Below are 12,324 nucleotides of genomic sequence, written 5' to 3' on the forward strand. Positions count from 1 at the left end.
GGGACAAGATTATCGGACCCCTTGCCGCACTACCTACTCACCAGTAGTCTTACCTACGAGTAGGTAGTGGAGGTGCCACCATGACCGTCGACCTCACCACCGAGGCGATCGCGAAGCTCGGCCCGCAGGAGCTGATCTCGACGCTCAAGCAGGTCGATCCCGGGGACCCCGCGCTCAAGGACGTCGACATCGACGTCATCGCGCGCGGCATCGACCCGAAGAAGCTCGGCAAGGACGAGTTCGCCGACCTGCTCGGCGCGCTCGGCGACCTCGCCGACGGGGGTGCCGACCTCGACCTGGCCAGGATGGACCCGCAGAACTTCGCCCGGATCATCTCGCGCGCGTCGAAGGAGCAGATCGACGCCGTCACCGGTCGCCCCGGCCTGCGGGAGCGGGTGCTCGACGAGGTGTTCCGGCGCATGGAGGTCCACTTCCGCAGCGACCGCGCGGGCGCCACTCGTGCCGTGGTGCACTTCCGGCTGTCCGGCGGCTTCGGCGACGGCGGACACGACGTGTACGAGGCGATCATCGAGGACGCGGCCTGCACTATCAACAAGGGCGCCACCCGCGAGTCGCGCGCGACGGTCACGCTGGGTCCGGTCGAGTTCCTCAAGCTGGCCACCGGCAACGCGTCCGCCCCCGTGCTGTTCATGACCGGCAAGCTGAAGGTCAAGGGGGACCTCGGTTTCGCGGCGGGGTTCATGAGCCTGTTCGACATCCCGAAAGCGTGAGGATCACATGGGCGGCTTTTCGCTGGAGCTGAACGAGGACCAGGTAGACCTCCGGGACTGGGTGCACGGGTTCGCGAAGGAGGTCATCCGCCCGGCGGCGGCCGAGTGGGACGAGCGGGAGGAGACCCCGTGGCCGGTGATCCAGGAGGCGGCGAAGATCGGCCTGTACGGGTTCGAGGCGCTGGCCACCTGGTTCGCCGACCCGATCGGGCTGTCGCTGCCGATCGCCACCGAGGAGCTGTTCTGGGGTGACGCCGGCATCGCGCTGGCGCTGATGGGCACCGGGCTCGCGGCGGCGGGCATCTTCGCGTCCGGCGAGCCCGAGCAGCTCGCCGAGTGGGTGCCGGAGTGCTTCGGCACCGAGGACGAGCCGAAGCTGGCCGCGTTCTGCGCGTCCGAGCCGCAGGCGGGCTCCGACGTCGCCGGCTACCGCACCCGCGCGGTGTACGACGAGGCCACCGACGAGTGGGTGATCAACGGCCAGAAGGCGTGGGCGACCAACGGCGGCATCGCGAACGTGCACGTGGTGACCGCGGTGGTGGACCCCGCGCTCGGGTCGCGCGGCCAGGCCGGGTTCGTCGTGCCGCCGGGCACGAAGGGCCTGTCGTCGCCGGGCAAGATCAAGAAGCACGGCATGCGGGCGTCGCACACGGCCGACGTGTTCCTGGACGACGTGCGCGTGCCGGGCCGGTGCCTGCTGGGCGGCAAGGAGCGGCTGGACGCGCGGTTGGCGCGGGCGCGGGAGGGGCAGCGGGCGGGCGGCCAGGCGGCCATGGCCACCTTCGAGACCACCCGGCCGACCGTCGGCGCGATGGCGGTCGGCGTGGCGCGGGCGGCCTACGAGTACTCGCTGGAGTACGCGAAGGACCGCGAGGCGTTCGGCCGCAAGATCATCGAGAACCAGTCGATCGCGTTCGACCTGGCGAACGTCAAGATGGAGATCGACGCGGCCCGGCTGCTGGTCTGGCGGGCGGCGTGGATGGGCCGCAACAACGTCCCGTTCACCGCCGGCGAGGGCTCGATGTCGAAGCTCAAGGCGGGCGAGGTGTCGGTCTGGGCGACCGAGCGCGCGATCCACATCCTCGGCGGTGCCGGCTACACCCGTGACCACCCGGTCGAGCGAATGCACCGGGACGCGAAGATCTTCACCATCTTCGAGGGGACGTCGGAGATCCAGCGGTTGGTGGTGGCCAGGGCCATTTCCGGCATCCACATCAAGTGAGTCGATCACGGTGGGGCGGGGTCTTTTCCGGGCGCGGACGACCCCGCCCCGGTTAGGGTCGCGGGCATGATCGGGACGTTGCAGTGCGTCGTGCTGGACTGTCCGGAGCCCAAGGCGCTCGCCGAGTTCTACCGGGGGATCCTCGGGGGTGAGGTGGACGTGCCGGGGCGCGGGTGGTCGTTGGACCCCGACTGGTCGACGTTGCACACCGCGAACGGGGTGCTGTGCTTCCAACGGGTGGCCGACCACGTGCCGCCCACCTGGCCCGACTCGACCCGGCCGCAGCAGTTCCACCTCGACATCACCGTCGCGGACCTCGGCCTGGGCAAGGCCGAGGTCCTGCGGTCGGGCGGCGTCCTGCTGGACGACTCGCCGGACGGCTGGTGGGTGTTCGCCGATCCGGCGGGCCACCCGTTCTGCCTGGTCCGGCACTGACCGCTCCGGCACCGGCCGCTCAGCGGATGGCCGCCGCCAGCCAGGTGCGCTGGGACGAGGTGTCGGGCACCGGCGGCCGGCCGTTGATGATCGCGAGCAGGATCCAGTAGCGCTCCGACCTCGGGTCGCCGAACTCGCCCAGCCAGCGGGCCAGTTCCGGGCCGCTCGGCAGGTTCGGCACCTCCTGCCACTTCGCGTCGATCCGCGCGACGAACCGCGCGGCCTCGGCCGACCCCGGCTCGACGCCCGCCGCCAGCGCCTCGGCGGCCTGGTCCATCGCGTACTGGAACGCCGCCATCTGCTCCGGCCCCGGACCGGACATGTCCACGCCCTGCGCGCGCAACTCCTGGTGCCGCACGGACATCCGCCGGATCGACGCGCGGAAGTCCTGGTCGCGCACCAGGTTCGCCAGTTCGACCCACGCCTCCAGCTGCTCGGCCGTGGGGTCGTCCGGCAGTTCCACCTTCGCCGACCGCATCCGGTCGCGGAACGCCGGTTCCATGTCCAGACCGCCGAAGACCTCGTCGAAGAAGTCGTCCAGGATCGCCTGGCGCTCCTCCTCGGACAGCCTCGCCAACTCGTGCACCGCCTCCACCTCCCCGTTCCGGGCCACCACGCGCAGCACGGCCCGGCGCAGCCGGAGCGTGCGCATCTGCGCGTCGATGGCCTCCGCGTGCGTCCGGGCCACCTCGGCCACGGACACCTCACGTGCGAGCACCCGTTGCGCGGTGGGCAGGTCGACGCCCAGGTCGCGCAGTGTCCGCACGAGCTTGAGACGCGCCAACCCGTCGAGGTCGTAGGTGCGGAACCCGCCCGCCGTCCGCCCCGCCACGGGGATCAGGCCGGAGTCGGAGTAGAACCGGATCGTCCGGGTGGACAGGCCGGTCAGCCGCGCCAGTTGGCCGATCGAGTAGTGCGTCACGGGGACCACCTTGAACTCTCCAGTTACTGGAACTTCAACCTCTTTTCGGCGATCATCCGGCAGCATCACCCCTCGTGCACGAGGCGCTGCGGCTGTTCGACGCGTACTGGCCGGCCCTGCTGGCCTTCCTCACCCTGCTCGCGGCCTGGCGCCTGGCCCGCTCCGCGTTCCGGGTGTGGTCGGGCCAGGACGTCTACGAGGAGCCGGGGCAACGGGTCCGCGCCGACGGCGCGCGCGGCTCGATGGCGTGGGCCGTGGTCCGGTGGCTGCTGCTGGCCGTCGTCCTCGCGGGCGCGACCGGGTTCGGGTTGTTCTGGCTGCTCGGTCGGCCTTCGCTGCCCTCGGCGGCCAGTTTCTCCACGGCCGAACTGCTCGACCTGCTCAAGATCGGCCTCGCGGTGGTGGGCGGGCTGGGCGCGGTCGTCGCGCTCGCGGTCGCCTACCGCAAGCAGCAGGTGTCGGAGGCCGCGCACACCATCGCGACGCGCCAGGACGAACGCGAGTCCACCAAGTTCTTCAACGAGCGCTACGGGAAGGCCGCCGAACAGCTCGGGCACGACAGCTTCGCGGTGCGGTTGGCGGGCGTGTACGCGATGGCGGGCCTGGCGACGGACTGGCCGCAACAGCGTCAGACCTGCGTGGACGTGCTGTGCGGCTACCTGCGCACGCCCTACCCCCGCGACGACCGCACCGAGCGCGAGGTGCGCCAGGCGATCATCACCACCCTGCTCGGCCAGGACTGGCAATCACGCGTCCTGCGGATGGACTTCCGGGGCGTGGAGTTCGAGAACCTCGACCTCTCCGGCCACACCTTCACCGGCGACCAGGTGTTCGACAACGCCACGTTCCACGGCGACCTGACCGACTTCCGCGACGCGACCTTCCGGGGCAGCGTGACGTTCCGGGGCGCGCGGTTCGCGGCCGGCGAGACGTCGTTCGCCGAGATCACCGCCCGCCACTGCACGCTGTCGTTCACCGGCGCGGAGTTCAGCGGCGACCTCTTGGACTTCGGCGGCGCGCGGCTCACCGAATCCGAAATCGACCTGACCGGGTGCGCGGTACGCGGGACGACCCTGGACTTCTCCGGGGTGGACACCGCGCCGGTCGACCCGCCGGCCGGCGGCCGGGGGTCGTCGGTGGTGCTGCGCTCCCTGGACGCCGAGCGCAGCACGATCAGGTTCGCCGGCAGCCGGTTGACCCACATCCGGCTGCACCTCGACGGCGCGCGGTTCGCGGACTGCGTGCTGGAGGCGGACGGCGTGGTGGCCGCCGAAGCCGAGCTGAGCGTGGTCGACGTGCGGCCCGAGGAGTTCGCGGAAGCGTTGCGGCGCATGAAAAAACGCCGGACACCCGAAGGTGCCCGGCGTCGCACCGCGGCGGGTGCGGTCGATCAGTAGGTCATCGCGACGCCCGGGTCGGCGAGGAGCGCGCCGACGTCGGCCAGGAACTGGGAGCCCTGCTGGCCGTCGACCACGCGGTGGTCGAAGCTCAGCGCCAGTTGGCAGACCTTGCGCGGCACCACCTGGCCGTCCACCACCCACGGCATGTCCTTGATCGCGCCCAGGGCGAGGATCGCGGACTCGCCGGGGTTGATGATCGGGGTTCCCGTGTCGACGCCGAACACGCCGACGTTGGTGATGGTGATGGTCCCGTTCATCATGTCCGCCGGGGACGTCTTGCCGTCACGGGCCACGGTCGCCAGCTCGTCCAGGGCGATCGCCAGTTCCCGCAACGACATCCGGTCGGCGTCGCGGACCTTGGGCACGACCAGGCCGCGCGGCGTGGCGGCCGCGATGCCCAGGTGCACGTAGTCCTTGTAGACGATCTCGCCGGCCGCCGCGTCCCACGTCGCGTTCACGTCGGGCGTGCGGCGGGTCGCCAGCACCACGGCCTTGGCCGCGAACGCCAGCGGGGTGAGCTTGACGTCGCGGAACTGCGCGCTGCCCTTGAGCCGGGCGCGCAGTTCCATCATCGGCGTCACGTCGACGGTCAGGAACTCGGTCACGTGCGGCGCGGTGAACGCGCTGTCCACCATCGCCTGCGCGGTCGCCTTGCGGACGCCCTTGATCGGCACCCGGCGCTCGCGCGCGCCCGCCGGGTAGCCGGCGTCCGCAGTGGGCGCCGCGGTGGCCGCCACCGGGGCCGGCGCGGTGAGCGCCTGCTCCACGTCCTCGCGGGTGATGACCCCGCCGGGACCGCTGCCCGCCAGGCCGTGCAGGTCCACGCCCAGGTCCTTGGCCAGCTTGCGGACCGGCGGCTTGGCCGGCGGCACGTACCCGCCCGGCCGCGCGACCGGGGCCGGAGCCGGGGGCGCGACGGGAGCGGGCGGGGCGACCGGCGCGGGCGGGGCCGTGACGACCGGGGGCGGCGGGGCCACGGCGACCGAGGAGGCCGCCACGGGAGCGGGAGCCGGGGCGTCGCGGCGGGCCCGGCGCTTGGCCGGACCGGACTTCGGGCCGTACCCGACCAGGTTGGCCACCCGGCCCTCGCCCTCGGCGGCCACGCCGTTGGTCTCCGGCGCGGCCGGCGCGGCGGCACCGGACGGGTCCACGTCGATGGTGATGATCGGGACGCCGACCTCGACCGTCTGGCCCACCTGGACCAGCAGCTCGGTCACCACCCCGTCCCACGGGCAGGGCAGCTCGACGGCCGCCTTGGCGGTCTCGATCTCCACGATGATGTCGTTGACCTTGACCGCGTCGCCCGGACCCACGTGCCAGGTCAGGATCTCGGCCTCGGTCAACCCCTCCGCCGTGTCCGGCAGGGGGAATTGCTTGAACTGCGGCATCGCGGCGGTCCCCTTACCAGGCCAGAGAGCGGTCTACGGCGTGCAGCACCCGGTCGAGGTCGGGGAGGAACTCCTCCTCCAACTTCGACGGCGGGTACGGCGTGTCGAAACCGGTCACCCGCAGCACGGGCGCTTCCAGCGAGTAGAAGCACTCCTGCTGCACCTTGGCCGCGATCTCGCTGGCGATGGACGACTCGCCGGGCGCCTCGGACACCACGACCAGCCGGCCGGTGCGCCGCACCGAGTCGTAGACCGGCGCGAGGTCCAGCGGGGACAGCGTGCGCAGGTCGACGACCTCCAGCGAACGCCCCTCCTCGGCCGCCGCCGCGGCGGCGTCGAGCGAGACGCGGACCATCGGGCCGTACGCGACGACCGTGGCGTCCGTGCCGGTGCGCAGCACGCGGGACGAGTGCAGCGGCGCGGGGGCGACCGTCGTGTCGACCTCGCCCTTCTCGTAGTAGCGCCGCTTGGGCTCGAAGAACAGCACCGGGTCGTCGGAGTCGATCGCCTGCTGGATCATCCAGTAGGCGTCGGCCGGGTTCGAGCACGCCACGACCTTGAGGCCGGCGGTGTGCGCGAAGTACGACTCGGGCGAATCGGAGTGGTGCTCGACCGCGCCGATGCCGCCGCCGAACGGCACCCGGATCACCATCGGCAGCTTGAGCTTGCCCTGGGTGCGGAAGTGCAGCTTGGCGACCTGGCTGACGATCTGGTCGAAGCCGGGGAAGATGAAGCCCTCGAACTGGATCTCGCACACCGGCCGGTAGCCCCGGATCGCGAGGCCCACGGCGGTGCCGATGATGCCGGACTCGGACAGCGGGGTGTCCAGCACCCGCTGCTCGCCGAAGTCCTTCTGGAGACCGTCGGTAATCCGGAACACGCCGCCGAGCTTGCCGACGTCCTCGCCCATCACGAGGACCTTCGGGTCGGCTTCCATCGCCGCGCGCAGGCCGTTGTTGATCGCCTTGGCGATGGTCAGCGTCTGCACCGGGGCGGTGGCGTCGGAGGTGCGTCGGTCCATCGTCGGAGCAGCCATTTCAGTGCTCACCTCCCGCGAATCCGGCGTGGTAGGCCAGGAACTCGTCGCGCTGGGCGTCCAGCACCGGGTTGCCCTCGGCGTAGACGTTGCTGAACATCCGCTCGGTGGGCGGGGTCTGGAGGTTGACGCAGTGCTCGCGCATGGTGATGGCGAGCTGCTCGGCGTCGGCTTCGACCGAGTCGAAGAACTCCTGGTCGGCCCACTGCTGCTTGACCAGGTGGACCTTGACCCGCTCGATCGGGTCCTTGAGCTTCCACAGCTCCAGCTCGTCGGAGAGCCGGTAGCGGGACGGGTCGTCGGAGGTGGTGTGCGCGTCCATCCGGTAGGTGAACGCCTCGATGAGGATCGGGCCGTTGCCCTGGCGGCACTCCTCCAGCGCCCAGCGCGAGACGGCGAGCGTGGCCAGCACGTCGTTGCCGTCGACCCGGATGCCGGGGAAGCCGTAGCCGCGCGCCCGCTGGTAGAGGGGCAGCCGCGACTGGCGCTCGGTGGGCTCGGAGATGGCCCACTGGTTGTTCTGGCAGAAGAAGACGAGGGGCGCGTCGTACACGGCGGCCCAGACGAAGCCCTCGTGCACGTCGCCCTGGCTGGTCGCGCCGTCGCCGAAGAAGCACATGGTGGCTTCGCTGTCGGCGTCGTCGCCGACCTTGCCGTCGAACTTCTGGCCCATGGCGTAGCCGGCGGCGTTGAGCACCTGGTTGCCGATGACGATCGTGTACGGGTGGAACCGGTGCTCCACCGGGTCCCACGAGCCGTTGTCGGTGCCCCGGAACATGCCCAGGATCTCGTGCGGCTGGATGCCCCGGCACCAGGCCACGCCGTGCTCGCGGTAGCTCGGGAAGGCCATGTCCTGGGGCTGGAGCGCGCGGCCCGCACCGATCTGCGCGGCCTCCTGGCCGAGCAGCGGCACCCAGAGGCCCAGCTCGCCCTTGCGCTGCAAGGCGTTGGCCTCGCGGTCCGCGCGGCGCACCAGCACCATGTCGCGGTACAGCCCGCGCAGCTCCTCGGCGGAGATGTCGATGTCGAAGTCCGGGTGCGTGACCCGCTCGCCCTCGGGGGTGAGCAGCTGCACCAGGTCGGCCCCGCCCTCGTCCGTCGCTCGCAAGCCTGCGATCACCTGTTCCGCGGTCGGGGTGGCGGCCGTGGCCGGCGGGCTGTCCGGCCCCGGTTGCGTCCATTTCTCTGGGGACGACATTGCGCCTTACTCCTCGTCTACGAGGCCGCCAAGTCGCTCGTGACGACCATGCGCGGCGGCACCGCCAGTCGCCGCCCCCTGGTGAGGGTGGTCGGGCAACCGTCGGCGCTGGCGGTCCTTCTCATCCACATCCTGACACGCGTTCACCCGGGATGGTGAGTCCCGTCCCAGTTTGTGATGGTGCCCGCACGCTCCTGAACAGGCACAACGGTAGGAAGGCCAATCTTCGGCAGTCCGATTAGGCCGTTCGTACAGCGGACGGGACTGTCCCGGTTACCGATCGTTAACGACAGTCCGTACGCCTCCGGACACACCCGGTTGGCGCAGTCGTGCGCGCGCGACCTCGGGGGTTGACCGGTCCCGCCGGCCGGGCACCCGTGGACGTCCGACCATCGGTGGCCCGGGGCTTGTCCACCACCCGGTACCGCCGGCGCGCGTGCGAGTATCGGGGAGTGGACCGTTCAGTGCTGACCCGTACCGTCCGTGGCCTCTGGGACGACGAGATCCTCCCGAGCCTGTCCGACTTGGTCGCGGTGCCCGCGATCTCACCCGCGTTCGACCCCGCGTGGGCCGAGCACGGGCACCTGGCCGCCGCGATCGAGCACGTCCGCGGCTGGCTGGCCGGGCGCGACCTGCCGGGCGCGACCATCGAGGTGGTCGAACTCCCCGAGCGCACGCCGCTGCTGGTGGTCGACGTGCCCGCGACCGGGGACGCGACCGACACCGTGCTGCTCTACGGGCACCTGGACAAGCAGCCGCCGGTGGCGAACTGGTCCGAGGGGCTGGGCCCGTGGACGCCGGTCGTCCGGGACGGCCGGCTCTACGGCCGGGGCGCGGCCGACGACGGCTACTCCGGGTACGCCGCGATCGCCGCGATCGAGGGTGTGCGGGCGGCCGGCGGGTCGCACGCGCGGTGCGTGGTGCTGCTGGAGACCGGCGAGGAGTCCGGCAGCCCGGACCTGCCCGCCTACCTGGAGCACCTGCGGCCGACGCTGGGCGAGGTGTCGCTGGTGGTCTGCCTGGACTCGGGCGGCAGCGACTACCAGCGGATGTGGCTGACCACGTCGCTGCGCGGGCTCGCGCAGGCCACGCTGACCGTGCGGGTGCTGGAGAGCGGCCTGCACTCGGGCATGGCCAGCGGGATCGTGCCCAGCTCGTTCCGGGTGGCCCGGCAGCTGCTGGACCGGCTGGAGGACTCGGCGACCGGCGAGGTGCTGATCCGCGAGATGCACGTGGAGGTGCCGGAGAACCGGGTCGCCGAGGTGCGCGAGGCGATCGCCAGCGCGCCGGGCGTGCAGATCTCCTCGGTGCCGTGGGCGCCCGGCGTCCGGCCGGTCACCTCGGACGAGGTCGAGCTGGGCCTGAACGCGGGCTGGCGGCCGACGCTGTCGATCACCGGCGCGGACGGCCTGCCCGCCCCGGAGGACGCCGGCAACGTGCTGCGGCCGTTCACCACGCTGGTGCTGAGCTTCCGCCTGCCGCCGACGGCCGACGCGAAGGCGTCCGTCGCGGCGGTCGAGCGGCTGCTGACCACGGACGTGCCTTACGGGGCCGTCGTGGAGCTGTCGCGGGTCGAGCACGCGGACGGCTGGAACGCGCCGGACCTCGCGCCGTGGCTGCGCGAGACGCTCGACGTGGTCGGCAAGGAGGTGTTCGACGCGCCGTGGCGGACCGTGTCGCTGGGCGGCTCGATCCCGTTCATGGGCCTGCTGCACGACGCCTACCCGGACGCGCAGTTCCTGGTGACCGGCGCGGTCGGGCCGGACAGCAACTGCCACGTGCCCGACGAGTGGCTGCACCTGGGCCACGCGGCCCGGATCACCGAGGCCGTGGCCGTGGTGCTGGACGCGCACACCCGGCGCTGAGCCCCTCGCGGGCCCGGCTCACCGGGCCGGGTCCGCGCGCAGGTCCGCCAGCAGGGCGAGGCCGGCTGCCGGGTTGCTGCCGATGTGCCGGCGGGCCCGCGCCAGCCGGTCGAAGTCGGCGGCCCGGGTGCGCGCCTCGTCCAACTCGGCGGTGAACACCCGCCGCGCGGTCTCCAGGAACCGGATGCGCGCGCCGAGCAGGTCGCGCAGCTCGCCGACCTGCGCGGAGAAGCCCTGGTAGGCGTTGAGGACGCGGTCGGCGGTGGGTGCGGGTTCGTCGAGCAGGCGCAGGAACGCGGTCGCGCCGGCCCGGTCGTCCACGGTGGTGAGGGCTTCGGCGGTGCCCCGGCGGGCCCGGTCCAGTTCAGCGTCGGCGATCGCGCCCACCACCTCCTCGATGGGCCGGTCCGGGTGGTCGCGGCCGAGGTCGACGATCGCGCGGGTGGTGCGCACGAGCTGCCGGGCGAGGCCGCCGGAGAACGCGTAGGCCAGCGCCAGGTACTGCTCGGACAGGCCCAGGACGTACCGGCGCAGCAGCTTCTTGGCGTTGTCGAAGTCGAGGTAGTCGACCCGGACCACCTCGTCGAAGGAGCTGTCGAACACGCTGCGCAGGCCGATGCCGGACAGGTCGAAGTCGTGCTGGGCCTCGGTGGAGACCGAGACCAGGTAGTGGCAGCCGGGCACGTCGAAGATGGCCTTGAGTTCGTTGAGGAACCGCCGGGCGGGCTCGCCGGTGCCGATCCGGTCGAGTTCGTCCACCGCGATGATCACCCGGCCGGGCTTGCGGTCGGCGCGCTCGGCCGACGCGGTCTGCTCGGCCACGGCCAGCGACAGGAACTCCCGGAACCGCTTGACCAGCTCGGGGTGGTTCAACGCGCGGCCGGCCAGCGTGGTCGCCCGCTTCCCGCTCAGCTCCAGCCCGAAGTAGCCGCCCTTGCCGGCCAGTTCGTGGTTGACCGAGCGGACGTAGTTGATCGCCAGCAGGTTCTCCTTCGCGGCGGCGACCAGCCGGGGCGGCACGGCCTTGCGGCGGAGCTTGGCCAGGCCGCGCTGCGGTTCGGCGGCCGGCAGGTGGGCGATGGCCACCTCGCAGGTCTCCGCGAACAGGTGCAGCAGGAACTCCTGCGGCAGGTAGTCGACCGGCGCGGACACCAGCACGGCCAGGTCCGGTAAGCGGTCGGCTTCCCGGTACCGGCCGGCCCGGAACGCCCGCAGCAGGTTGGTCTTGCCCGCCCCGCGCGCGCCGGCGACGGCGAAGCTGCCACCGCCCCACTGGCCGAGCAGCCGGGCCAGCTCGACGGCGGCCGGGGTCGCGACGTGCATCCGGACCTGGTCGACGCTGCGCAGCGCGGACGCCTCGCGCACGGTCAGCCTGGTCGAGTAGACGGATTCGGTGGCCTCGTTGACCCGCGCGTAGAGCACCGGCAGCACTCCGTCGCGCCGCAGGACCACGGTCCACGCCTGGAAGCGGTCCCGCATGTCGGCCGTCGAACCCGACCACGCCGCGACGACGGCGTGGATGAACCCCCAGGCCACGGCACCCGAGGCGGCGACCGCGACCAGCACGGCGTACACCAGCACCGTGGACGCGTTCACGGCCACCACCACGAGTGCCGCCAGCGGAAGGGGTGCCACCAGCGCGGCCATCCCCCACGACACCCTGCCGATGAACGCCCCGAGCACCGCGCCTGCCGCCACGATCACCAGCATCGAGCCGGAGATCAGCCGCATCGGCGTGGCCCCCAACGCGTGGCTGTCGAGCAGGAAGACGGCGAACAGCTGATAGACCGTGACCGCGACCGGGACGCCGGTGACGGTGAGCAAGCCCACCAGGGTCCAGACCCGCGCGTAGGCGTTGCCCCACCACGGGCCGACCGACGCCCGGTAGCGCAGCTCCTCCGCCTTGGCCGCCACGAACACCGCGTCCCGCGACTCCTGGGCCGCTTCCAGCAGGTCCTGGCTGGTCAGGTCGGCCGCGACGGCGGCGGCGCGGAACCCGTCGTCGGTCCACACCTCGTCCACGACGCGCGCGAGCACGTGTTCGCGGCCGTCGGTGCCGTCACGCCACGGTCTGTGCTCCACCATGAGGGGAAATGCTGCCCGAACAGCACCTCCCGGTGTGACGAC

At 72.0% G+C, this 12,324-nt stretch carries 10 protein-coding genes; 5 read left to right on the top strand and 5 right to left on the bottom strand.

Annotation, left to right across the window (positions count from 1 at the left end; translation table 11 throughout):
* Nucleotides 1-80 precede the first annotated feature (80 nt).
* The 3 genes from AC0HI0_RS33890 (at nt 81) to AC0HI0_RS33900 (ending at nt 2,388) form a co-directional block, all read left to right on the top strand.
* Nucleotides 81-731, top strand: a complete 651-nt coding sequence (locus tag AC0HI0_RS33890) for an SCP2 sterol-binding domain-containing protein (RefSeq protein ID WP_480927543.1) — start codon at nt 81-83, stop codon at nt 729-731.
* A 7-nt stretch (nt 732-738) separates the two neighbouring features.
* Nucleotides 739-1,953, top strand: coding sequence for an acyl-CoA dehydrogenase family protein (locus AC0HI0_RS33895; RefSeq protein WP_480927544.1), 1,215 nt, complete (start codon nt 739-741; stop codon nt 1,951-1,953).
* Nucleotides 1,954-2,019: 66 nt separating this feature from the next.
* On the top strand, nt 2,020-2,388 hold the full coding sequence (locus AC0HI0_RS33900) for a VOC family protein (RefSeq protein WP_480927545.1): 369 nt from the start codon (nt 2,020-2,022) through the stop codon (nt 2,386-2,388).
* 19 nt (nt 2,389-2,407) lie between these two features.
* Here AC0HI0_RS33900 and AC0HI0_RS33905 read toward each other — a convergent pair whose 3' ends face one another.
* The gene (locus tag AC0HI0_RS33905) at nt 2,408-3,310 is read right to left on the bottom strand and encodes a helix-turn-helix domain-containing protein (RefSeq protein WP_480927546.1); all 903 of its coding nucleotides are present in this window, start codon (nt 3,308-3,310) and stop codon (nt 2,408-2,410) included.
* A 74-nt stretch (nt 3,311-3,384) separates the two neighbouring features.
* Here AC0HI0_RS33905 and AC0HI0_RS33910 point away from each other — a divergent pair, with 74 nt between their 5' ends.
* Nucleotides 3,385-4,707: a pentapeptide repeat-containing protein gene (locus AC0HI0_RS33910; RefSeq protein ID WP_480927547.1), complete on the top strand. Its 1,323-nt coding sequence runs from the start codon at nt 3,385-3,387 to the stop codon at nt 4,705-4,707.
* On the opposite strand, the gene AC0HI0_RS33915 is transcribed toward AC0HI0_RS33910, so the two are convergent.
* Genes AC0HI0_RS33915 through pdhA form a run of 3 tightly spaced genes read right to left on the bottom strand, consistent with a single transcriptional unit; the run spans nt 4,701 to nt 8,332 of the window.
* A complete protein-coding gene (locus tag AC0HI0_RS33915) occupies nt 4,701-6,098 on the bottom strand; it encodes a dihydrolipoamide acetyltransferase family protein (protein WP_480927548.1) in 1,398 nt (465 codons plus the stop codon). The two genes, AC0HI0_RS33910 and AC0HI0_RS33915, sit on opposite strands and share 7 nt — an antisense overlap.
* A gap of 13 nt (nt 6,099-6,111) precedes the next feature.
* The gene (locus tag AC0HI0_RS33920; protein WP_480927549.1) at nt 6,112-7,134 is read right to left on the bottom strand and encodes an alpha-ketoacid dehydrogenase subunit beta; all 1,023 of its coding nucleotides are present in this window, start codon (nt 7,132-7,134) and stop codon (nt 6,112-6,114) included.
* 1 nt (nt 7,135) lies between these two features.
* Nucleotides 7,136-8,332, bottom strand: a complete 1,197-nt coding sequence (gene pdhA, locus AC0HI0_RS33925; RefSeq protein ID WP_480927550.1) for a pyruvate dehydrogenase (acetyl-transferring) E1 component subunit alpha — start codon at nt 8,330-8,332, stop codon at nt 7,136-7,138.
* Nucleotides 8,333-8,784: 452 nt separating this feature from the next.
* On the opposite strand from pdhA, the gene AC0HI0_RS33930 reads away from it, so the two are divergent.
* Nucleotides 8,785-10,197: a M20/M25/M40 family metallo-hydrolase gene (locus AC0HI0_RS33930; RefSeq protein ID WP_480927551.1), complete on the top strand. Its 1,413-nt coding sequence runs from the start codon at nt 8,785-8,787 to the stop codon at nt 10,195-10,197.
* Nucleotides 10,198-10,215: 18 nt separating this feature from the next.
* Here the strand turns inward: AC0HI0_RS33930 and AC0HI0_RS33935 are convergent, their stop codons facing one another.
* On the bottom strand, nt 10,216-12,282 hold the full coding sequence (locus AC0HI0_RS33935) for a hypothetical protein (protein ID WP_480927552.1): 2,067 nt from the start codon (nt 12,280-12,282) through the stop codon (nt 10,216-10,218).
* Between the last annotated feature and the right edge of the window lie 42 nt (nt 12,283-12,324).

The organism is Saccharothrix sp. NBAS 001 (assembly GCF_056640475.1).

Coding starts and splice junctions, on each gene's coding strand:
- AC0HI0_RS33890 (WP_480927543.1), top strand. CDS start 81: ATGACCGTCGACCTCACCACCGAGGCGATCGCGAAGCTCGGCCCGCAG.
- AC0HI0_RS33895 (WP_480927544.1), top strand. CDS start 739: ATGGGCGGCTTTTCGCTGGAGCTGAACGAGGACCAGGTAGACCTCCGG.
- AC0HI0_RS33900 (WP_480927545.1), top strand. CDS start 2,020: ATGATCGGGACGTTGCAGTGCGTCGTGCTGGACTGTCCGGAGCCCAAG.
- AC0HI0_RS33915 (WP_480927548.1), bottom strand. CDS start 6,098: ATGCCGCAGTTCAAGCAATTCCCCCTGCCGGACACGGCGGAGGGGTTG.
- AC0HI0_RS33920 (WP_480927549.1), bottom strand. CDS start 7,134: ATGGCTGCTCCGACGATGGACCGACGCACCTCCGACGCCACCGCCCCG.
- pdhA (WP_480927550.1), bottom strand. CDS start 8,332: ATGTCGTCCCCAGAGAAATGGACGCAACCGGGGCCGGACAGCCCGCCG.
- AC0HI0_RS33935 (WP_480927552.1), bottom strand. CDS start 12,282: ATGGTGGAGCACAGACCGTGGCGTGACGGCACCGACGGCCGCGAACAC.